Below are 20,232 nucleotides of genomic sequence, written 5' to 3'. Positions count from 1 at the left end.
GAAAAATGAAACCGGTAACTCAGATAGCCTTGAGCGTACCTTTTGGCAGGGTGGCCGCGATGGCACCCTTCTGGAACTTCAGCTCGACGTTGTCGGAAACTTCCAGTACCACGAAATCATCGGAAACCTTGACGATCTTGCCGGCGATGCCGCCGTTGGTGACAACTTCGTCACCCTTCTGCAAGTTGCTCAGCAGGTTCTTCTGCTCTTTTGCACGCTTGGCCTGCGGGCGCCAGATCATCAGGTAGAAGATGACCAGGAAACCGACCAGGAAAATCCACTCGAAGCCGGTACCGGCTGGGCCGGCGGCAGGTGCTGCGGCGTCCGCGTATGCGGCGGGGATCAAGAAGCTCATTGGGCACTCCTAATGTAATTTTCTAATAATGGATGCGGACAGTCAGTCCAAAGGCGGCACAGGAAGCCCGCGCTTGGCGTAGAAGGCGTCGACAAAGGCGGCCAATTTACCCTGTTGAATAGCCTCGCGTAAACCGGCCATCAAGCGCTGGTAATGGCGCAAGTTGTGGATGGTATTCAGCATGCTGCTCAGCATTTCGCCGCACTTGTCCAGGTGATGGAGATAGGCGCGGGAGAAGTTGGTGCAGGTGTAGCAGTCACAGGTCGGATCCAGCGGCGAATCATCGTGGCGATGGAACGCATTGCGGATCTTGATCACCCCTGTATCGACGAACAGATGACCGTTGCGCGCGTTACGCGTCGGCATCACGCAGTCGAACATGTCGACGCCGCGGCGCACACCCTCAACGAGATCTTCCGGTTTGCCTACCCCCATAAGGTAACGAGGTTTGTCAGCAGGCATCTGGCCTGGCAGATAATCCAGCACCTTGATCATTTCATGCTTGGGTTCGCCTACCGACAGGCCGCCGATGGCCAGGCCATCGAAGCCGATGTTTTCCAGGCCCTCCAGCGAGCGCATGCGCAGGTCCTGGTACATGCCGCCCTGGACGATACCGAACAGCGCCGCGGTGTTGTCGGCGTGGGCGTTCTTCGAGCGCTGGGCCCAGCGCAGCGACAGCTCCATGGACGCGCGCGCCACGTCGTGCTCCGCCGGGTACGGGGTGCACTCATCGAAGATCATCACCACGTCCGAGCCCAGGTCACGCTGAACCTGCATCGACTCTTCCGGGCCCATGAACACCTTGGCGCCATCGACCGGCGAGGCGAAGGTCACGCCCTCTTCCTTGATCTTGCGCATGGCGCCCAGGCTGAACACCTGGAAGCCACCGGAGTCGGTGAGGATCGGGCCTTTCCACTGCATGAAGTCGTGCAGGCCGTTGTGCTTCTTGATCACCTCGGTGCCCGGACGCAGCCACAGGTGGAAGGTGTTGCCCAGGATCATCTCGGCGCCGATGGCCTCGATGTCGCGCGGCAGCATGCCCTTGACCGTGCCATAGGTGCCCACCGGCATGAACGCCGGGGTTTCCACGGTGCCCCGTGGGAAGGTGATGCGGCCACGACGGGCCTTGCCGTCGGTGGCCAGCAGTTCGAAGGACATTCGACAGGTGCGACTCATGCTTGATCCTCGGGCCCGAGTGGCGCCGGATTGCGGGTGATGAACATGGCATCACCGTAACTGAAGAAGCGGTACCCCTGCTCGACCGCCGCCGCGTAGGCGGCCATGGTCTCGGGGTAGCCGGCGAAGGCCGAGACCAGCATCAGCAGCGTGGACTCCGGCAGGTGGAAATTGGTGACCAGCGCGTCGACCACATGGAACGGCCGGCCCGGGTAGATGAAGATGTCGGTGTCGCCGCTGAAGGCCTTGAGCACGCCATCGCGCGCGGCGCTCTCCAGCGAACGCACGCTGGTGGTGCCGACCGCGACCACCCGGCCGCCACGGGCGCGGCAGGCCTCGATGGCATCGACCACATCCTGGCCCACTTCGAGCCACTCTTTATGCATGTGGTGGTCTTCGATCTTGTCGACCCGCACCGGCTGGAAGGTGCCCGCGCCCACGTGCAAGGTGACGAAAGCCCGCTCGACGCCCTTGGCGGCGATCTTTTCCAGCAGCGCTTCGTCGAAGTGCAGGCCTGCGGTGGGCGCGGCGACCGCACCGGCACGTTTGGCATACACGGTCTGGTAGCGCTCACGGTCAGCGCCCTCGTCCGGGCGGTCGATGTAGGGCGGCAGCGGCATGTGGCCGACGCGGTCGAGCAGTGGCAGCACTTCTTCGGTGAAGCGCAGCTCGAAGAGCGTGTCATGGCGCGCGACCATTTCGGCCTCGCCGCCGCCATCGATGAGGATCACCGCGCCTTCCTTCGGCGCCTTGCTGGCGCGCACATGGGCCAGCACCCGGTGGCTGTCGAGGACGCGCTCGACCAGCACTTCCAGCTTGCCGCCGGAAGCTTTCTGGCCGAACAGGCGCGCCGGAATCACCCGGGTGTTGTTGAACACCATCAGGTCACCCGGGCGCAGGTACTCGAGCAGGTCGGGGAATTGCCGGTGCGCCAGCGCGCCGGTTGGCCCATCGAGCACCAGCAGACGGCTGCCATGGCGCTCGGCCAACGGGTGGCGGGCGATCAGGGAATCGGGGAGTTCGAAGGAAAAATCGGCGACGCGCATGATAATGTTCGGTTCGGCAGGGCCGGGAAGTTTAGCCCAATGTGTGAAAATTGACCATGAAAGCCGATTGACCGACCAGCGGCGGCTCTCTATACTGCGCGCCACATGCCCTGATGGCGGAATTGGTAGACGCGGCGGATTCAAAATCCGTTTTCGAAAGGAGTGGGAGTTCGAGTCTCCCTCGGGGCACCAAGATCCGAAAAAAACCGACCTTATGGTCGGTTTTTTTTCGCCTGCGATCTGGGCTGCGCTGTCGCACAGGGAACAATGTTCGAGAGCGTGTCATATTCCCTTGTGGGAGCGGGCGAGCCCGCGAAACGCCCAACGCGGTGTATGGCACCGGCTCCGCCGGTGTTCGCGGGCACGCCCGCTCCCACGGTGTCCCTGCTAATTCAATTAATTATGTGCAGTTCCATGAGAGTCCGGGCTGACATTGATGCGCTTTCCGGGCATATCTGCAATCAGCGCCAGCGATCCAGCTGCCCCTGGGCACGGCTGCTGAAAATCGTCAGCAGCTCGCTCAGTGTATGCGCTGACGGTTCGGCAACGCGGGTCACCGCATACAAGGTGATCGGCAACGCCGGGGCCAGCGGACGAATAGCGGTCACCCCAGGCGCCGCGCCAAGGGCGGTGAAGGGGTCGATGACGGCCAGCCCAGCACCGGATTCGACCATCGCCCTGGCCAGTGAATAGGTCTGCACCGCAATGCTCACCCGTGGCGGCGGCTCCACCGCCTTGAGGTAGCTGTCGAGGCGCACCGACAGCGGGTCGGCGCTGGACAGCCCGATCAAGGGAGCATCGGCCAATGCCATCAACGACAGCGGCTTGCCTTCATCTTCCTGTGGCCAATAACCTGCCGGCGCCAACGCTACCAACACCCCGCTGGCCAGTGCCTGAGCCTTGAGCGCAGGGTGATCTGGCTGCTGCAGGGTCAGGGCGACGTCGATCTCCCGCATCAACAGGTTCTGCACCAGTTCGCGACTGTGGGCGCTGGACAGCTCGCAGGCGATTTCCGGGTACCGCTGGGTCCATTCATGAATGGCCGGCGGCAGCAGCGACAGGGCCAGTGCCGGGGTCGCACCGATCCGCAGGCTGTGGCCCGGCGCGCGACGCAGGCTTTGCGCCAGGCGTCGCACCCCTTGCAGACTCTCCGTTACCTTGTCGACCTCACGCTCCAGCTCCAGCGCCTCGGGCGTGGGCTGAAGCTTGCCGCGCACCCGCAGGAACAACGGAAAGCCCAGTTGCTGCTCGGCGTGCTGCAGAACCTTGGTCACGGCAGGCTGGGAAACGTGCAGCAACTGTGCGGCACCGCTGACCGAGCCGGTCTGGCGGATGGCCTGGAAAATCTCGATATGGCGAAGGCGCATGGCAAGTCCATAACCTTTGTTTATGGCTCAGCGATCTTTATTCATTTTTCGCCACCTGTCACCTGGCCCTAACCTCAGCCTCGTTCCAACCACGACCAAGGACTGACATGGCTCAGCAAGTATGCATCATCGGCGGTGGCGTCATTGGCTTGTCAACCGCTTACGCACTGGTACGCGACGGCTTTGACGTGACGCTGATCGAGGCTCGCGATTCGTTGGGCAGTGAAACCAGCTTCGCCAACGGCGGCCAGCTGTCCTATCGCTACGTGGCGCCCCTGGCCGACGCCGGCGTGCCATTGCAGGCCATTGGCTGGATGCTGCGCGGTGAATCGCCGCTGCGATTGCGCCCGCGCTTCGATCGTGCGCAGTGGCGCTGGATGGCAGCATTCCTTGGGGCTTGCCGCTCCTCGGTCAACCGCGCCAACGCCGGCCATCTGCTGCGCCTCGCCCTGCTGAGCCAGTCGACCTTGCAAGCCTGGCGTGAGGAGGACGGCCTGGGCGGTTTCAACTGGCGGCGCAACGGCAAGCTGGTCACCTTCCGCAAGGCCAGCAGCTTCGAGCATGCGCGCAAGAACCTTGCCGTGCCCCAGCAACAACAGGTGCTATCGCACGCCGACTGTGCCCGTCTGGACCCAGCGCTGATGGAGGCGCCCTTTGTAGGCGCCATCTATACCCCGGATGAAGAGGTCGGCGATTGCTACAGCTTTTGCCAGCAGCTGGCGGCGCGCTTGCAGGCGTCGGGACGCTGCAAGTTCCGTCTGGGCCAGGCGGTGTCCGGAATTCGCCATGCGCATGGCATGGTGAATGCGATTGAACTGGACGACGAAGTGCTGCCGGTGGAGCACCTGGTGGTTGCGGCCGGCCATCGCAGTGCGTTGCTGGCACTGCCAGGCATCGACCTGCCGCTGTATCCGCTCAAGGGTTATAGCCTGACAGTACCGATCGGCGCCCAGCACCGGGCGCCGGACCTGAGCATCACCGACTACGACCGCAAGATCGTCTACGCCCGGATCGGTGAACAGTTGCGGGTGGCGGCGATGGTCGACATTGTCGGTTTCGATCCGACGCTGGACCCCAAGCGCCTGGCCTTGCTCAGGCGCCAAGCCCGCGAGACCTTCGCCAATGCCGGTAATTATGACTACGCCATCGAATGGGCCGGCATGCGTCCGGCCACGCCTAGCGGCGTGCCGCTGCTGGGCGCAACGGCGTATCGCAACCTGTGGCTGAACCTTGGCCATGGTGCTCTGGGCTTTACCCTGGCCTGCGCCAGCGCACGTCTGCTGAGTGAACTGATCGGCCAACGCCGCCCCTCCATCGACCTGCAGGGTTTCACCGCCCGTGCGGCTGGTGGAAATAACCGTACTGCAGCATGTTTCTGATCCCCTCATCTACAACGGAGAATAACAATGCGAAAAATCACGTTGATCGGCTGCACCCTTGGCCTGTTGCTAGGCACCCAGGCCCATGCTGACGAAGCAGCGCTGGGGCCTACCCTGGGCAAGATTGCCAGAGCCAACAGCATCACCCTGGGCTATCGCGATGCTTCAGTACCGTTCTCTTATGTGGGCGACCACTCGGGACAACCCATGGGCTACTCGGTAGACCTGGCCAACAAGATCGTCGAGCGGGTAAAGCAGAAGCTGGCATTGCCCCAGCTCAGGGTGAAATACAACCTGGTGACATCGCAAACCCGCATTCCGCTGGTGCAGAACGGTACCGTTGATCTGGAGTGCGGCTCGACCGGCGTCACCGCAGAGCGCCAGAAACAGGTGGCGTTTTCCTATGGGTTCATCTATGTCAAAGGCCAGTTGCTGACGGCCAAGGACAGCGGGATCAAGAGTTTCGCCGACCTGCGCGGCAAGAATGTGGTGACTACCGCAGGCACCACCAACGAACGCTACCTGAAAAGCTACAACGTCGATAACAAGATGAACATGTACGTGATCAGCGCCAAGGACCATGGTGAGGCCTTCCAGATGTTGCAGTCCGGTCGGGCGGCGGCGTTCTACATGGACGATGCATTGCTCTACGGCGAACGCGCCAAGGCCCGCGACCCGCACAATTGGGTGGTGGTCGGGGAAGAGCAGTCACGGGAAATCTACAGCTGCATGGTGCGCAAGGATGACCCGCAGTTCCTCGCGCTGGTGAACGCGTCGCTGGGCGAGCTGTACAGCTCAGGGGAAATCAACGGGATCTACCAGCGCTGGTTCGAACAGCCGATTCCGCCTAAAGGCCTGAACCTGGAGTTCCCGATGACCAGCGAACTCAAGGCCATCTTTGCCAAGCCGGTGAGTGATCCGGTGCAATAGTTTCTGCTCGGCGTCCACCTCCGTATGGATCACGGCGGCAGTGACCTGCAAGCGTCACTGCCAGACGTCGCTACTGGGTGAGCGCCGCACGCTCGGGCTTTCTGTGAACACGTCTGGTAACAACCCCTGACGAACCACACCGAACCATGCCCATCCCTCGACGTCCGATCCTGCATCACCCGCGCTTCGAGGTACCCCGCGTGAAAGACATCATCACCCGCAAGTACCGCCTGGTCGTGAAGACCGTCGGCTACATCGGCTGGTCGCTGTTCTGGCTGTTGATCTGGGATGTGCTGGTCACCATCGATTTCATGCTGTTCTTCAACAGCAAGTTCACCCTGCCGCTGATTCCGCTGACCTTGCTGGGCTCGGCGCTGGTGGTGCTGGTGAGCTTTCGCAACAGCAGCGCCTACAACCGCTGGTGGGAAGCGCGCACCTTGTGGGGGGCGTTGGTGAACAGTTCGCGCAGCTTCGCACGGCAGGCGCTGACCCTGATCGATGACCCGGAAGATGGCCTGAACCCGGTCAAGGCTACCCTGCTGCGCAGGCATATCGCCTATGTGAACTGCCTGGCGGCACACTTGAAGGGTGAGCGCTGCCCGGATGAACTGATGGCGTTCATCCCGCCTGCGGAATTCGAGCGGCGCAACCGCTCGAACAATTTCGCCAACGACATTTTGAGTGGTTCGGCGGCATTGCTGGCGCGTGAGTACCAGGCCGGGCGGCTGGACAGCATTCGCCTGGCAAGGCTGGAATCGACGCTGGTGGACCTGTCCAATGCCCAGGGTGGCATGGAACGGATCGCCAATACGCCGCTGCCCTACCCTTACGTGTACTTTCCGCGGCTGTTCATCACTCTGTTCTGCCTGATCGTACCGGTGGGGCTGGTGGAATCGCTGGGCTGGTTCACGCCGCTGGCTTCGACGGTGGTGGGCTTCATGCTGCTGGCCATCGAGCGGATCGGGACGGATTTGCAGAGCCCGTTCAGACTCAGTGAACACCAGATCCAGATGGACAGCATTTGCGAGACGATCGAACGCAACCTGGAGTCGATGCAGCGGGAAGCGCAGTGTGCCGAAGTTGGTGGTGCCTGATCGATAGCCGGGGCTGCTTTGCAGCCCCGGCTATCGATCAGGCCCGCACATAGCGCTGACGCAACACATCACTCAATGCATCCACCAGTAAGACCAGTACCAGCATCCCGATGATCACGGTACTGGCTTGGGCCTCCTGGAACAGGCTCAAGGTGGTGTACAGCATCTGCCCCAACCCACCCGCACCGACAAACCCCAGCACGCTGGCCATGCGGATATTGTTCTCCCACCGATACAGGCTATAAGCCAGCAACTGCGGCCACAGATTGGGCAACGTGCCAAAGCAGAATGCCGCCACCTGGCTACCACCCTGCAAGCGGATGGCCGCCGCCGGCTCCGGCGGTGCATTCTCAAGCGCCTCGGCAAACAGCCGCCCCAGCACGCCAGCGGTATGCAGCGCCAAGGCCAGGGTACCGGCATTCGGCCCAAGCCCGGCCGCCAGCACCGTCAGCGCGGCCCACACCAGTTCCGGGATGGCCCGCAGGGCATTCAGCAACAACCGCGCACAGGCCTGCAGCGGCCAACCGAACCGGCCAGCGGCCGGCAGCGCCAACAGCATGCCCAGCAGCATGGCCAACAAGGTGCCAAGACCCGACATGGCCAGGGTCTCCAGCGCCCCGTGCGCAACCGCGCGCAGTTGCCCCGCAGACAAGTCCGGGTGCAGGAAACGCCCGGCATATTCGCCCATCTGCCCCAGCCCGCCGTTGCCGACCAGCGCCTGCAAGTCCAGCTCCAGGTATGCGAACGAGGCCATCACCGCAGCCACGATGGCGCCTAGCACCAGCAAATTGATGACCCGGCTCATGCCAGCCTCCAACGCAGGAAGCGGCTGAGCAAGTCTGCCAGCATCACCAGGACCAGGAACGTCAGCAGCATGCTGGCCACTTCCGCCCCAGCGAACATCCGCATCGACAGGTCGATCTGCTGCCCCAGCCCGCCAGCACCGACAAAGCCCATCACCACCGAGGCCCGTACCGCGCACTCCCAGCGGTACACGGTGTAGGACACCACTTCGGACACCGCACTTGGCAATATGCCGTAGAGAAACGCAGCCAGGCGGCCACTACCCGCCTGCAGCAAGGCATGGGCCGGGCGCTGGTCGACCGACTCGAAGATCTCGGCGTAGACCTTGCCGAGCATGCCACTGTAGGTGATGGCAATGGCCAGTACGCCCGCCGTCGGCCCCAGCCCCACGGCCCGCACGAACAGCAACGCCCAGACGATTTCCGGCACGCTGCGCAGGAATATCAGCAACCAGCGCACCGGCAGGCGCAGCAGGCGCGACCACAAGCCGGCCCGGCCCCCACGGGAGGCGGCGCGCAGCGACAGGGCGCGGCTTGCCAGCAACCCGGCAGGGACCGCCAGCAGCAACGCCAGCGCCATGCCGGCCGTGGCCACGGCCAGGGTCTGCAGGGTGGCTTCATACAGCAGCGACAGGAAACCGGCATCGTGTGCCGGTGGCCAGAAGGCACTGGTGAAACTGGCGATCTGCTGGCGGTTTTCTGCCTGCAGCAGTACCTCGGGGTTCAGTTCGCTCAAGCGGATGCCAGGCCATAGCACCGCCACCGCCAGCAGAGCCAGCAGCAACCGTGGCAGCAGCGCCGGGTCGCGGGCATCAAGCTTCAGCATCTCGGAATCTGCACGGTCAACGTCGGCCCCTGGCTTGGCGGTGAGGCCAGTTGTTCGTTGGCGTACAGCGCATCCAGCAACTGCTCGGTCACCGCTTGCGCCGGGCAGTCGAACGCCACCTGCCCTTCGCGGATACCAATCACCCGCGGGAAATGCGCCAGCGCCAGGTCCACGGCATGCAGGCTCGCCACCAGGGTCACGCCATTGGCCTGTGCATGGCGGTTGAGCACGGCCAGGCTGTGGTCAGCCAGCACCGGGTCCATGGCCGACACCGGCTCGTCGGTCAGCAACACCTGCGGCCGCTGGTACAGCGCCCGGGCAATACCCACCCGCTGCAACTGGCCACCGGACAACTGCCCGCACTGCACGAACAGCTTGTCCGCCAAGCCCAGCTCGGCCAGCGCTTGGCGCGCCCCCGGCACATCACTGGGGTACAGCAGGTTGAGCAGGCCGCGCAGCACACCCCACTGCCCCAGTCGGCCGGCCAGCACCGCCGTCACTACCCGCTGGCGCGGTGGCAAGGGTGGTGCCTGGTGCACCAGGCCGACCCGCGCACGCAGACGCTGGCGGGCCCTGGCGGACAGCGCCCAGGGCTGTTCGCCGAGCAGTTCCAGGCGCCCGCTGCTGGGTTGGACGGCGGTCGCCATCAGGTGCAGCAAGCTGGACTTGCCCGCCCCCGAAGGCCCGATGATGGCGACACGCTCGCCCTGACCGATGCTCAGGCTCACGGCATCAAGCGCACGCACCTGGCCATGGCGCAGCCCGGCCCCGTGCAGTTGGATAGCCACGTTGGAAGCCACTGTCGATGTCACTTGAGCAGGCCGGCCTCGCGCGCAGCCTGCTCGGTGCCCACGTAATTCTCAGGTTTGGTCTCGATGAAGCGGCTGGCCGCCTGCAGGTCGAGGATCGCCTTGTGCTCCGGGTTGGCCGGGTCGAGGTCGAGGAAGGCTTTCTTGATCTTCTCTTTCAGCGCCGGGTCCATGTTGCCGCGCACGGTCCAGTTGTAGTCGAAGTAGGTCGGGGTGGTGGCGAACACCTTCACCTTGGCGGTATCGACCTTGCCCGCATCCACCAGCTTTTGCCACACGCTGGCGTTGAGCACGCCGCCATCGACCTTGCCAGCCTGTACCCAGGCCACGGTGGCATCGTGGGCGCCGGAGTAGGCAACGCGGCCGAAGTAGTCTTCGGGCTTGATGTTTTCCTGCTTGAGCATGAAGTAACGCGGCATCAGGCTGCCCGAGGTGGACGAGATGGAACCGAAGGCAAACGACTTGCCCTTGAGATCGGCCAGGCTCTTCACATCGGGGTTGGCGGTAATGAACTTGGAAGTGAACTGCGCATCCTGTTCACGCTGCACCAGCGGCGTGGCGGCAGGGTCCTTCAGGTGCACCTGTACGAAGGTGAAGCCCCCCAGCCAGGCCAGGTCCAGGCGGTTTGAAGCCAGCGACTCGACTACCGCCGGGTAATCGGCCACGGGCACGAACTTCACCTCCATGCCCAGCTGTTTGGCCAGGTACTCGCCCAAAGGCTTGAACTTGCGCTGCAGTTCGGTCGGTGCTTCGTCAGGGATGGCGCTGACCCGCAGGGTGTCGGCAGCCTGGGCGACAACGGCACAGCAAGACAGCACGAGGCCGGCGGCGAGCGCCAGAGGGCGTTTGAGCATGGGTGTTCTCCGGTTCAATAGCGGGGAAAGGTCGGCCTATGCGCCGACGACGGGAATTATAAGAGGCGCAGGCGCAAAGGCCAGCTTTGCTACAATCGCGCATTAAATTGACCCCCTGAGGTGCACATGAGCGAGCCGATTCGCCTGACCCAGTACAGCCATGGTGCCGGCTGTGGCTGCAAGATATCCCCCAAGGTGCTGGATGTGATCCTCGCTGAAAGCGGCACCCAGGCCCTGGACCCGAAACTGTGGGTGGGCAACGCCTCGCGCGACGACGCCGCCGTGTACGCGCTGGATGACGAGCGCGGCGTGGTCTCGACCACCGACTTCTTCATGCCGATTGTCGATGACCCGTACGACTTCGGCCGCATCGCCGCCACCAACGCCATCAGCGACATCTACGCCATGGGCGGCGACCCGCTGATGGCCATTGCCATCCTCGGCTGGCCGGTCAACGTGCTGCCCCCGGAAGTGGCCCGCGAAGTGATCCGCGGTGGCCGCGCGGTATGCGCCGAAGCCGGCATCCCGCTGGCCGGCGGCCACTCCATCGACGCCCCCGAGCCGATCTTCGGCCTGGCCGTCACCGGCGTGGTCAGCAAGCGCCACCTAAAGCGCAACGACACCGCCAGCGCAGGCTGCCGCCTGTACCTGACCAAGCCACTGGGTATCGGTATCCTCACCACCGCCGAGAAAAAGGCCAAGCTGCGCACCCAGGACCAGGGCCTGGCCCGCGACTGGATGTGCACCCTCAATACCCCCGGCAGCCGCTTCGGCAAGCTTGACGGGGTCAAGGCCATGACCGACGTCACCGGTTTCGGCCTGTTGGGCCACCTGGTGGAACTGGCCGAAGGCAGTGGCCTTACCGCTCACCTGGACTATGCAGCCGTCCCGCGCCTGCCCAGCGTCGACCACTACCTGGCCGAGGGCTGCATCCCCGGCGGTACCCTGCGCAACTTCGACAGCTACGGCCACAAGATTGGCGCCCTGAGCGACGACCAGAAGCACCTGCTGTGCGACCCGCAGACCAGCGGCGGCCTGCTGGTGGCGGTTACCCCGGAAGGTGAAGCCGAGTTCCTGAAGGTGGCCGCCGAACTGGGCCTGCAGCTGGCACCAATCGGCAAGCTGGTCGAGCGACAGAGCCACGCGGTCGAGGTGATCTGATGCGCCCCGACTGCACCGACTTCCGCCAGTTGTTCCTCGACGATGTGCCGATGATGGACATGCGTGCACCTGTCGAATTTGCCAAGGGCGCCTTCCCCGGTGCCGTAAACCTGCCGCTGATGAATGACCAGGAGCGGCAAAAGGTCGGCACTTGCTACAAGCAGAAAGGCCAGGCTGAAGCCATCGTTCTGGGCCACAAGCTGGTCAGCGGTGAGATCAAGCAGGCACGTCTGGAGGCCTGGGCAAAGTTCGCCGAAGATCACCCGGAAGGCTACCTGTACTGCTTCCGTGGCGGCCTGCGCTCGCATCTTGTGCAGAAAGTGCTGCGCGATGAGAAGGGCATCCACTACCCCCTCGTCGAGGGCGGCTACAAGGCCATGCGCCACTTCCTGCTGGAGACTACCCAACAGGCGGTCGCGCAATGTGATTTCGTGCTCGTGGGCGGCTTGACCGGCACCGGCAAGACCGACGTGCTGCACCTGCTGGACAACGAGCTGGACCTGGAGGGCTACGCCAACCATCGAGGTTCCAGCTTTGGCAAGCGCGCCACCGCACAGCCAGCGCAGATCGACTTCGAGAACAGGTTGGCCATAGACGTGTTGAAAAAACGCGCCCGGGGTATCGAGCAGTTCGTGCTGGAAGACGAAGGCCGAATCGTGGGCAGCTGCACCGTACCGCTGGAGTTGTACCAGGGCATGCAGCAATACCCACTGGTGTGGCTGGAAGACAGTTTGGCCAACCGCGTGGAGCGTATCCTGCGCGACTACGTGATCGACCTGAGCGCCGAGTTCGTCAGCCTGCATGGTGAAGAAGATGGCCTTCGACTGTTTGCCGAAACGCTTCTGCAGAGCATGGGCAGGATTCACAAGCGCCTCGGCGGCGAGCGCCATCAGCGGCTGTCGGAAATCCTGCGCCAGGCGCTGGAAGAACAGCAGCGCAGTGGTTCGGTGGAGTTGCACCGTGTCTTCATCGAAAGCTTGCTGAGCGAGTATTACGACCCGATGTATGCCTACCAGCGCGCAGCCAAGGCTGAACGTATCGAATTTGCCGGGGATGCCGTTGAAGTGCGCGAGTACCTCAAGGCCCGGGCGCTACGCGAACCGCGCAAGTAAAAACGGGGCCGCTTCGCGCCCCATCGCCGGCAAGTCGGCTCCCACAGGTATTGCACTGCCTGACAGGGCATGCGTTCCCTGTGGGAGCTGGCTTGCCGGCGATAGGGCCAGTACAGACAACCTCACTGCCCAGGGCTGAGCACCCGTTCCAGCTCCGCCGCCCGGTCGCGGGTCATGCCCATCACACAGCTCCCCCCTTCCAGCTGCGCCATGGTCCCGCCACTGGCCTGCACATGGAACCGGCAATTGCCATCGCGGTAGGCAAGCCACTTGCGCTGCACATCACGCAGGCTCTTCTGCTGCCCGGCATCCAGCTTGCCCATCAATTGCTTGTACACCCGGTTCAATCGCTGGTCCTGCAACTGCGTCTCGGCCCGAATGCACTCGCTCATGGCCACGGTACTGGACGCCTTGTCCATACACTGCCCGTATCCCGGCGTGAAATCATCCGCCAAGGCCAGCGGCAGCACACAGGCCAATGCCAGGCCCGTCAGGTAATGCTTGGTCATCAACCCCTCCTTGTGGGTATCACAGCGCCTGCGGCTGTTCCGGCGGCATCAGCACCTTGCCCGGCTCGAAGCGCAGCGACGGCATCTGCGTCGCCGCATACAGCGCCAGGCCAAGCGCCGCGATCAACACCACATCCAGCCAGCTCCAGCCCGGCATGTCGTCGGTATTGCGTGCCCTCCAGCAATGCCAGGCCTGGCCCACGCAAAACACCACCATCGCCGCCAGCCACAGGTAGAAACCGGCACCGAAACCGGCCAGGTCATGAAACTCATAGCTCTGATTGTCTGGCAGGCGGTCAATTCCAAAGCTGCTGGCCGCCAGATACACAGCCACAAGCCCGACCAGCAATGCCATCCGGCGAAAGCGCCGATGGGCAAGGACCGCCAGGGCCAACAGCGGGTTGGCAAACCACTGGTACAAACCGAAGGGCATGCCCCAGGGCCCGTACAACAGCATCTGCAGGGCGGGCATGTGCCGGTCGCCACTCATTAGCGCGCCATCGAAGAACAGTGCGAGCAGGTACAGCAGCAAGCTGAAACTCAGGTAGAAAACGGGCAAGAGATTTACTTCCTAGGCAACCGGGGGCTCTAGCAGAAGGCCATATATACCCGAATCGGACAACTCGCCGGCAACGCACCAGCGCGCACGCAATGTGCCCTCCAGCACGAAGCCCTGGCGCTCAAGAGTACGTGCCGAACCTTGGTTACGCGGATCGATCTCGCCTTCCAGGCGCCGCATGTGCAGGGTATGGGCGAGGTAGTCGATGAAGCAGGTCAGTGCTTCGTCCATGTAGCCTCTGCCCTGCACCGCGCTGGCCAGGCAGTAGCCGATTTCACCACGGCGGGATACATCGTCGATGTTGAACAGCTGGACCATACCGATCAGTTCGCCGTTGTCACGGCGGTACATGCCAAGCTTGAGCTGGTCGCCATTGGCATAGGCTTCGCGGTCGGCGGCCAGGGCGCTTTCGGCTTCGGCAAGGTCTTGCCAGGGGGCATGGTGCCAATAACGCATGACCTCGGGGTCGGCCATGATAGCCAGCCACTGCGCGGCATCGGCATGGCGCATGGGGCGCAATTGCAGACGCGGGCTGTCGAGGCAGAGGTCACTGGGGAAACTGCGGGGTGGGGTCACGCCGGATCTCCTGTCCATTGCTGGGGAGATGACAGTTTAACTTCATGTGGGGTGGGTGGTGGTGCGGAAATCGAGTGCCGCCCGCGCGGCGCCCGATCTCAAAACCACCACAAACCTTTCGGCATGCATCTGTCAGTCGCTACTGGCCAGCCCGCCAGGCAGATCGGGCCATTACTCAATCTCCGCGGTTCAATCCCACTACCATTGTCATTGACCAGTGTCTTAGCCAATTTCGCAGGTTAACCCCCAATCCCAAGAAACCAGAAGCATTTGGTTTCAGGTCCGCAATCTTCTTGCAGCTAATGGCCCTTTCGCGGGTGAACCCGCTCCCACAGGTACTGCACCAGCCTTGAGAGAAGTTTTGTGCCAGTGGCATCTACAGGCATTGCACCAGCCTTGAGCGCGGCGCGATCCCTGTGGGAGCGGGTTCACCCGCGAAAGGGCCGGTAGAGGCTAACGAAATACGTTCAGGCCACCTCAGCCCCATCATCCGGCCAATGCGGCTCGTTGGCCCCCGGCGGGGTCAGCGGTGGCAGGCCATACGCGGCACGTGCATCGTCGCAGCTGGGGTTATGCACCCCACCCACCCACGACGCCTCGAACTCGCGGCAGGGGCTGGAACGGTTGGCGTAGATGGTGCAAGCCACCTCTCGGCCGATTTCGCCCTGCAGGCTGACACAGCGGCAAGGCTTGGCATCGGTGCCGATCATGGCAACGCGCGTGGGGTTGATCTGCACCACCAGGTCATCCGGCACTAGGCCCCCGGCAGACTGGCATTCGCCCCAGAAAAAGGACACACGGAAGTACCCGCAGCAGGCGCCGCAGTCAAGGCAAGGGTTGTATTCGGACATGATGGCACGGAGGGAAGGTTGTTGTTATCGGGGCTGGCCCGCGGCGCCATTTTCAATCCAAGAGGGGGCGGCTGGATAGAGGGGCAATACAAAAAAATGTGCCGCTGATCCGGCCGCCCGCAAGTGCTAACAGATGGACTTGTAAGTCGCAGCATCCCAACGCTGTAAAGCCAGGCCGGCGCTCGGATCGTAGTCGTCGCCCTGCACCTTGCTGAAGTACGTACGCGCTTCGCCGCAATGCACCAGCCGATCGTTCTTTTCACCTTCGGTGAGTACGGTGTAGGACTTACTGCGCATGGCCTGATACTGCTTGTCAGCCGCCGCCATGAGCTGGTGATACTCCATCAACTGGCTATCGCCCAAGGTCAGCCGCTTGTCTAGCTGCACGCCCCAGCGGGTCAGGCAGACTTCGGCAAAATGTCGGACGATCAGTCCCGGCTCTGCCAGCACCTTGCCCTTGCCCGCACCATCCGCCGAGGCATTGCCCACCAGCGTGGCATGCCGGCCTGGCATCGGGTAGACGCAGATTCGCGTCGCCTTCGCGACGGAAGGAATCACGCAGGCAAAACCTTTGGAGCGCTCGTCCCGCGAATAGAAGCCGACATACTCCTTGACGTTATCAGCCAGTGTCACGCGCTCGACTTGCACATTGCCGATCCCTGGCACCGGGTCGATGGCAAAGATGTTCACCGGTATCCGGCGCAATACTGGGTCCTGCATCATTGCGTTGGCCAGCATGTGGCAGCTGATCCCTCCCCTGCTCCAGCCCACCAGATTCACCTGGGTCGGCAAGCGCGACTTGCGGAACAGCTTGATGATGCGCTCCTGCAGCTCCTGTGGAGTCGGGTGTCTGTCACCGTAGTCATAGGTGCGCCAGAACCACGAAGCCGTGGAGGACGCATCCGGAATAGGTACGCCGGCGCTCTTCAGTCGCTCGTATTCTTCTTCGCTCAATTTGGTGCGCTGCCAGTTGCTCTCGCCTTTTATCACCTGCAGCACATGGTTGACGTTCTCTTCCCAGCCGCGACCGAACAACTGGCCGGTCCAGTTGAAGTAACCGCCAGGCTCGACGAAAAGGTTGTCGTCCTGAAGGTTGCCGCTGCCGGGGCCGTCAACGGCTATCCAGTGTGCAAACTCGCGGCCCTGGTCATTGCTGGCCAGGGTCGAGACCAGCTCGCCATTCCAGAAGTTGGGGTTGGCGTCGTCGAAGCGGTGGGAACCGGTACCGCAAAAGTAGGCGGTGAAAACACTCATTTGTGGGTCTCTGTGGTGAGAAATGAGTGCAGAAAAATAGGTAGATCAATCGGTGGGATGCAGGTGGAAAAATCGCCTTTGAGTCAGTCGGGGCTGCTTTGCAGCCCATCGCGACACAAGGCCGCTCCTACAGGGACCGCGCAGGATTCGAAAACTGCGCGGTCCCTGTAGGAGCGGCCTTGTGTCGCGAAAGGGCCGCAAAGCGGCCCCAACAGCCTATTTGCGGGCCACCCCATCAGCCCGGAACATCTGCCGGATCCCGCGAATCGCCTGGCGAATACGGTCCTGGTTCTCGATCAGGGCAAAGCGCACATGGTCATCACCATAATCACCAAAGCCGATCCCCGGCGATACGCATACCTTGGCCTCGGCCAGCAGCTTCTTGGCAAACTCCAGCGAACCCAGGTGCGCATACTCCGGCGGGATCTTCGCCCACACGTACATCGAGGCCTTGGGGTTCTCGACCATCCAACCCAGCTCGTGCAGCCCCTTCACCAACAGGTTGCGGCGCTGGCGGTATTGCTCGGCGATGTCCCGCACACATTGCTGGTCGCCTTCCAGTGCTGCAATGGCAGCTACCTGCAGCGGGGTGAAGGTGCCGTAGTCGTGGTAGCTCTTGATCCGCGCCAGGGCACTGACCAACTCGGGGTTGCCGACCATGAAGCCGATCCGCCAGCCAGCCATGTTGTAGCTCTTGGACAAGGTGAAAAACTCCACCGCGATGTCCTTGGCCCCCGGCACCTGCATGATCGACGGGGCTTTCCAGCCGTCGTAGACGATGTCGGCATAGGCCAGGTCATGCACCACCAGCACGCCATACTGCTTGGCCAGGGCCACCACGCGCTCGAAGAAGTCCAGCTCCACGCACTGCGCGGTGGGGTTGGACGGGAACCCGAGGATCATCATCTTCGGCTTGGGGATCGATTCGCGGATGGCCCGCTCGAGTTCGTTGAAGAAGTCCACTCCCGGCACCAATGGCACCGAACGCACCTGGGCTCCGGCGATCACCGCCCCGTAGATATGGATCGGGTAGCTGGGGTTGGGCACCAGCACCGTGTCGCCCTGGTCGAGGGTAGCCAGCATCAGGTGCGCCAGGCCTTCCTTCGAGCCGATGGTGACGATGGCTTCACTTTCCGGGTCGATCTCGACCTCGTAGCGTTCCTTGTACCAGTTGGAGATGGCCCTACGCAGGCGCGGGATGCCACGAGAGGTGGAGTAGCCGTGGGTATCTTCACGTTGGGCGACCTGCACCAGCTTTTCGACGATGTGCGGCGGGGTGGCGCCGTCGGGGTTGCCCATGCTCAGGTCGATGATGTCCTCGCCACGGCGGCGGGCAGCCATCTTGAGTTCGGCAGTGATATTGAAGACGTAAGGGGGGAGACGATCGATGCGCGCAAAGCGGCGCGGCGAACCTGGGTTGGCCATGGCTTCCTCTGAGTACGTAAGCGCCCGGAACCGTCCGAGCGACGCTGGCCGATGTAGCGGCCTGGATCAGAAGATAATGCCGAGACAGGAGCCATGTAAATGACAATTTCCTGTTTTTTTAGAATTTTTCAGATGTATTTTTTGAAAATATGAATTTTATGTTTTCAGGGCCGGCTTCTTCGCGAGTTACCCTGCTCCCACAGTGAGCGTACTACGCTCAGAACCCAGGAAAACACCATAAAAAAACCCCGGCACAGTGGCCGGGGTTTTCGTGAAACAGGCAGCAGTATCAGCGTGCGTATGTCATCAGCACATCCGCAGCGGTCTGGCTGTCCACACCCATCATCACGCTCAGGGCAGTGACGGTGAGGATGGAGAAGCCGAACACCTTGCGGGCCCACTTGCTGTCGTCCTCGGCCTTGTAGCCACCCCAGGCCATGTACAGCCAGTACAGGCCCATGGCTGCTGCCACGGCCAGGTAGCCGAGGCCGGCGTAACCGCCGAGGGTAAGCATCAGGGTCGCGAGCACGAAGGCCAGCACGTACAGCACGATCTGCTTCTTCGCCGCGAGGATGCCACGTGCCACCGGCAGGACCGGAATGTTGGCTGCGCTGTAATCCTTGAAGCGGAAGATCGCGATGGCAAAGCTGTGCGGCATCTGCCACAGGCTGAACATCACCAGCAGGGTAACCGCAGCCAGGTCGAAGCTGTTGCTCACGGCGCAATAGCCGATCACCGGAGGCATGGCACCAGACAGGCTGCCGACCAAGGTGCCGTGCACCGATTTACGCTTCAGCCAAAGGCTGTAGAAACCGACATAGACGATGAAACCGATCAGCGCACAGAACGCCGACAGCGGGTTGGCCTGGACATACAGCAGGCTGAAACCCGCCACCCCGAGCAGGGTGGCGTAGATCAGCGCGAGGGGCAGCGACATGCCGCCCTGGACCATGACGCGGTTCTTGGTGCGCTCCATCTTGTGGTCGATGTCACGGTCGATGCAGTTGTTGAACACGCATCCGGACGCGACCACCAGCGAAGTACCGATCACCACCGCCAGGAACAGGGCGAAATCCACATGGCCCTTCGAGGCAAGGAAGAAACCGCCTGCCACGGAAAGCACGTTACCGAAAATGATCCCCGGTTTGGTGATTTGGATAAAGTGCTTAACGGACATGCAGTCTTACCTCACTTGGCCAACATTTCGAAGTGGATGCTGAACATGATCCACAGCGACAGGCCGACAAGCAGAGCGATCACCAGAGTGGTGAACAGGAACGTCGAAACGTTGTTGCGTTGCTCTTTCGAGCGGTCCATGTGCAGGAAGTACACGAGGTGTACTACTACCTGGATCACGGCCATGGCAACAATGATCAGAACGGTCAGGTTCTTCGGCAGGCTTGGCGACATGGCCAGGCCGAACGGGATCGCAGTCAGGATGATCGACAGGATGAAGCCGATCATGTACGACTTGACGCTGCCGTGGTTACCTTCGTGATGAGTGTCGTGTGCGTTAGCCATTACAGAACTCCCAGCAGGTAGACGACGGTGAATACGCAGATCCAGACCACGTCCAGGAAGTGCCAGAACAGGCTCAGGCAGCTCATGCGGGTCTTGGCGGTCGGCGTGATGCCGTGCTTGTTGATCTGGTACATCATGATCGCCATCCAGATCAGGCCGGCGGTCACGTGCAGACCGTGGGTACCTACCAGGGCGAAGAAGCCCGACAGGAAGCCACTGCGCTGCGGGCCGAAGCCTTCGGCGATCAGGTGATGGAATTCGTAGATTTCCATCGCGATGAAGCCTGCACCGAACAGGAAGGTCACAGCCAACCAGCCCAGTACGCCAGCTTTCTTGCCATCGAACATCTTCAGCATGGCGAAGCCGAAGGTGATCGAGGACAGCAGCAGGAACAGCGTTTCAACAGCTACGAAATCGAGCTGGAAGATGTCATGACCCGACGGGCCGCCGGCAAAACTGCCGGACAGCACCGCGTAGGTGGCGAAGAGCGACGCAAACAGGATGCAGTCGGTCATCAGGTACAGCCAGAAACCGAGTACGGTCATCTGGCCCGAGTCGTGGTGGTGGTCGTCATGCCCATGGTCGTGACCATGAGCAGCACCGTGCATTACTTGACTGGACATTG

General features: G+C 62.4%; 22 protein-coding genes and 1 tRNA gene. 6 read left to right on the top strand and 17 right to left on the bottom strand.

Annotated features, from left to right (window positions below; translation table 11 throughout):
* Nucleotides 1-19: 19 nt before the first annotated feature.
* The 3 genes from yajC to queA are packed head-to-tail and all read right to left on the bottom strand — an operon-like array spanning nt 20 to nt 2,577.
* Nucleotides 20-355 carry a preprotein translocase subunit YajC gene (gene yajC / locus V3314_RS08145; protein ID WP_003259111.1) on the bottom strand — a complete coding sequence of 112 codons (336 nt, stop codon included), beginning with the start codon at nt 353-355 and terminating at the stop codon, nt 20-22.
* Between the two features lie 42 nt (nt 356-397).
* The gene (gene tgt, locus V3314_RS08140; RefSeq protein ID WP_013971009.1) at nt 398-1,513 is read right to left on the bottom strand and encodes a tRNA guanosine(34) transglycosylase Tgt; all 1,116 of its coding nucleotides are present in this window, start codon (nt 1,511-1,513) and stop codon (nt 398-400) included.
* Between the two features lie 14 nt (nt 1,514-1,527).
* Nucleotides 1,528-2,577: a tRNA preQ1(34) S-adenosylmethionine ribosyltransferase-isomerase QueA gene (gene queA, locus V3314_RS08135; protein WP_046615816.1), complete on the bottom strand. Its 1,050-nt coding sequence runs from the start codon at nt 2,575-2,577 to the stop codon at nt 1,528-1,530.
* A gap of 107 nt (nt 2,578-2,684) precedes the next feature.
* Here queA and V3314_RS08130 point away from each other — a divergent pair.
* A tRNA-Leu gene (locus V3314_RS08130) sits at nt 2,685-2,769 on the top strand.
* A 269-nt stretch (nt 2,770-3,038) separates the two neighbouring features.
* On the opposite strand, the gene V3314_RS08125 is transcribed toward V3314_RS08130, so the two are convergent.
* The gene (locus V3314_RS08125; protein ID WP_196183030.1) at nt 3,039-3,944 is read right to left on the bottom strand and encodes a LysR substrate-binding domain-containing protein; all 906 of its coding nucleotides are present in this window, start codon (nt 3,942-3,944) and stop codon (nt 3,039-3,041) included.
* A gap of 107 nt (nt 3,945-4,051) precedes the next feature.
* On the opposite strand from V3314_RS08125, the gene V3314_RS08120 reads away from it, so the two are divergent.
* The 3 genes from V3314_RS08120 (at nt 4,052) to V3314_RS08110 (ending at nt 7,347) form a co-directional block, all read left to right on the top strand.
* The gene (locus tag V3314_RS08120; RefSeq protein WP_322493300.1) at nt 4,052-5,323 is read left to right on the top strand and encodes a D-amino acid dehydrogenase; all 1,272 of its coding nucleotides are present in this window, start codon (nt 4,052-4,054) and stop codon (nt 5,321-5,323) included.
* Nucleotides 5,324-5,350: 27 nt separating this feature from the next.
* Entirely contained in the window at nt 5,351-6,253 is a 903-nt protein-coding gene (locus tag V3314_RS08115) for a transporter substrate-binding domain-containing protein (protein ID WP_085600675.1), read from the top strand.
* Between the two features lie 200 nt (nt 6,254-6,453).
* Complete coding sequence (locus V3314_RS08110) at nt 6,454-7,347, top strand: bestrophin family ion channel (protein ID WP_085600677.1); 894 nt, start codon at nt 6,454-6,456, stop codon at nt 7,345-7,347.
* 37 nt (nt 7,348-7,384) lie between these two features.
* Here the strand turns inward: V3314_RS08110 and phnE are convergent, their stop codons facing one another.
* Genes phnE through V3314_RS08090 form a run of 4 tightly spaced genes read right to left on the bottom strand, consistent with a single transcriptional unit; the run spans nt 7,385 to nt 10,639 of the window.
* The gene (gene phnE, locus V3314_RS08105) at nt 7,385-8,152 is read right to left on the bottom strand and encodes a phosphonate ABC transporter, permease protein PhnE (protein ID WP_338460124.1); all 768 of its coding nucleotides are present in this window, start codon (nt 8,150-8,152) and stop codon (nt 7,385-7,387) included.
* Nucleotides 8,149-8,976 carry an ABC transporter permease gene (locus V3314_RS08100; RefSeq protein WP_046615822.1) on the bottom strand — a complete coding sequence of 276 codons (828 nt, stop codon included), beginning with the start codon at nt 8,974-8,976 and terminating at the stop codon, nt 8,149-8,151. The genes phnE and V3314_RS08100 overlap by 4 nt, the downstream gene beginning before the upstream one ends.
* Complete coding sequence (locus tag V3314_RS08095; RefSeq protein WP_196174624.1) at nt 8,970-9,764, bottom strand: ATP-binding cassette domain-containing protein; 795 nt, start codon at nt 9,762-9,764, stop codon at nt 8,970-8,972. The genes V3314_RS08100 and V3314_RS08095 overlap by 7 nt, the downstream gene beginning before the upstream one ends.
* Before the next feature lie 20 nt (nt 9,765-9,784).
* A complete protein-coding gene (locus V3314_RS08090) occupies nt 9,785-10,639 on the bottom strand; it encodes a putative selenate ABC transporter substrate-binding protein (protein ID WP_196183857.1) in 855 nt (284 codons plus the stop codon).
* A 126-nt stretch (nt 10,640-10,765) separates the two neighbouring features.
* Between V3314_RS08090 and selD the strand changes: the two genes are divergently transcribed.
* Nucleotides 10,766-11,800: a selenide, water dikinase SelD gene (selD, locus tag V3314_RS08085; RefSeq protein ID WP_046615824.1), complete on the top strand. Its 1,035-nt coding sequence runs from the start codon at nt 10,766-10,768 to the stop codon at nt 11,798-11,800.
* Nucleotides 11,800-12,912 (top strand): tRNA 2-selenouridine(34) synthase MnmH, encoded by a 1,113-nt coding sequence (gene mnmH, locus V3314_RS08080; protein WP_046615825.1) that lies wholly within the window; start codon nt 11,800-11,802, stop codon nt 12,910-12,912. The genes selD and mnmH overlap by 1 nt, the downstream gene beginning before the upstream one ends.
* Before the next feature lie 122 nt (nt 12,913-13,034).
* Here mnmH and V3314_RS08075 read toward each other — a convergent pair whose 3' ends face one another.
* The 9 genes from V3314_RS08075 to cyoC form a co-directional block, all read right to left on the bottom strand.
* Complete coding sequence (locus tag V3314_RS08075; protein WP_046615826.1) at nt 13,035-13,421, bottom strand: lysozyme inhibitor LprI family protein; 387 nt, start codon at nt 13,419-13,421, stop codon at nt 13,035-13,037.
* Nucleotides 13,422-13,440: 19 nt separating this feature from the next.
* The gene (locus tag V3314_RS08070) at nt 13,441-13,980 is read right to left on the bottom strand and encodes a hypothetical protein (RefSeq protein WP_196174622.1); all 540 of its coding nucleotides are present in this window, start codon (nt 13,978-13,980) and stop codon (nt 13,441-13,443) included.
* Between the two features lie 12 nt (nt 13,981-13,992).
* Nucleotides 13,993-14,556, bottom strand: a complete 564-nt coding sequence (locus V3314_RS08065; protein WP_012270565.1) for a GNAT family N-acetyltransferase — start codon at nt 14,554-14,556, stop codon at nt 13,993-13,995.
* Nucleotides 14,557-15,023: 467 nt separating this feature from the next.
* A complete protein-coding gene (locus V3314_RS08060) occupies nt 15,024-15,407 on the bottom strand; it encodes a YkgJ family cysteine cluster protein (RefSeq protein WP_046616073.1) in 384 nt (127 codons plus the stop codon).
* 126 nt (nt 15,408-15,533) lie between these two features.
* Entirely contained in the window at nt 15,534-16,661 is a 1,128-nt protein-coding gene (locus tag V3314_RS08055) for a hypothetical protein (RefSeq protein WP_338460123.1), read from the bottom strand.
* Nucleotides 16,662-16,877: 216 nt separating this feature from the next.
* Nucleotides 16,878-18,086 (bottom strand): alanine transaminase, encoded by a 1,209-nt coding sequence (gene alaC / locus V3314_RS08050; RefSeq protein ID WP_046616071.1) that lies wholly within the window; start codon nt 18,084-18,086, stop codon nt 16,878-16,880.
* A 289-nt stretch (nt 18,087-18,375) separates the two neighbouring features.
* Nucleotides 18,376-19,263, bottom strand: coding sequence for a heme o synthase (gene cyoE / locus V3314_RS08045; protein ID WP_025337747.1), 888 nt, complete (start codon nt 19,261-19,263; stop codon nt 18,376-18,378).
* Between the two features lie 11 nt (nt 19,264-19,274).
* Nucleotides 19,275-19,607 carry a cytochrome o ubiquinol oxidase subunit IV gene (gene cyoD, locus V3314_RS08040; protein ID WP_003259128.1) on the bottom strand — a complete coding sequence of 111 codons (333 nt, stop codon included), beginning with the start codon at nt 19,605-19,607 and terminating at the stop codon, nt 19,275-19,277.
* On the bottom strand, nt 19,607-20,230 hold the full coding sequence (gene cyoC, locus V3314_RS08035; protein WP_025337745.1) for a cytochrome o ubiquinol oxidase subunit III: 624 nt from the start codon (nt 20,228-20,230) through the stop codon (nt 19,607-19,609). The genes cyoD and cyoC overlap by 1 nt, the downstream gene beginning before the upstream one ends.
* Nucleotides 20,231-20,232 lie beyond the last annotated feature (2 nt).

The organism is Pseudomonas sp. TE3-3-F2023, from assembly GCF_036784815.1.
Taxonomy (GTDB): domain Bacteria; phylum Pseudomonadota; class Gammaproteobacteria; order Pseudomonadales; family Pseudomonadaceae; genus Aquipseudomonas; species Aquipseudomonas pudica.
The sequence above is the reverse complement of the archived record's forward strand: the minus strand, read 5'-3'. Positions and strand labels throughout refer to the sequence as shown.

Coding starts and splice junctions, on each gene's coding strand:
- queA (WP_046615816.1), bottom strand. CDS start 2,577: ATGCGCGTCGCCGATTTTTCCTTCGAACTCCCCGATTCCCTGATCGCC.
- tgt (WP_013971009.1), bottom strand. CDS start 1,513: ATGTCCTTCGAACTGCTGGCCACCGACGGCAAGGCCCGTCGTGGCCGC.
- phnE (WP_338460124.1), bottom strand. CDS start 8,152: ATGAGCCGGGTCATCAATTTGCTGGTGCTAGGCGCCATCGTGGCTGCG.
- cyoD (WP_003259128.1), bottom strand. CDS start 19,607: ATGGCTAACGCACACGACACTCATCACGAAGGTAACCACGGCAGCGTC.
- V3314_RS08120 (WP_322493300.1), top strand. CDS start 4,052: ATGGCTCAGCAAGTATGCATCATCGGCGGTGGCGTCATTGGCTTGTCA.
- V3314_RS08090 (WP_196183857.1), bottom strand. CDS start 10,639: ATGCTCAAACGCCCTCTGGCGCTCGCCGCCGGCCTCGTGCTGTCTTGC.
- mnmH (WP_046615825.1), top strand. CDS start 11,800: ATGCGCCCCGACTGCACCGACTTCCGCCAGTTGTTCCTCGACGATGTG.
- V3314_RS08075 (WP_046615826.1), bottom strand. CDS start 13,421: ATGACCAAGCATTACCTGACGGGCCTGGCATTGGCCTGTGTGCTGCCG.
- yajC (WP_003259111.1), bottom strand. CDS start 355: ATGAGCTTCTTGATCCCCGCCGCATACGCGGACGCCGCAGCACCTGCC.
- V3314_RS08115 (WP_085600675.1), top strand. CDS start 5,351: ATGCGAAAAATCACGTTGATCGGCTGCACCCTTGGCCTGTTGCTAGGC.
- V3314_RS08055 (WP_338460123.1), bottom strand. CDS start 16,661: ATGAGTGTTTTCACCGCCTACTTTTGCGGTACCGGTTCCCACCGCTTC.
- V3314_RS08100 (WP_046615822.1), bottom strand. CDS start 8,976: ATGCTGAAGCTTGATGCCCGCGACCCGGCGCTGCTGCCACGGTTGCTG.
- cyoE (WP_025337747.1), bottom strand. CDS start 19,263: ATGTCCGTTAAGCACTTTATCCAAATCACCAAACCGGGGATCATTTTC.
- alaC (WP_046616071.1), bottom strand. CDS start 18,086: ATGGCCAACCCAGGTTCGCCGCGCCGCTTTGCGCGCATCGATCGTCTC.
- V3314_RS08060 (WP_046616073.1), bottom strand. CDS start 15,407: ATGTCCGAATACAACCCTTGCCTTGACTGCGGCGCCTGCTGCGGGTAC.
- V3314_RS08125 (WP_196183030.1), bottom strand. CDS start 3,944: ATGCGCCTTCGCCATATCGAGATTTTCCAGGCCATCCGCCAGACCGGC.
- selD (WP_046615824.1), top strand. CDS start 10,766: ATGAGCGAGCCGATTCGCCTGACCCAGTACAGCCATGGTGCCGGCTGT.
- cyoC (WP_025337745.1), bottom strand. CDS start 20,230: ATGTCCAGTCAAGTAATGCACGGTGCTGCTCATGGTCACGACCATGGG.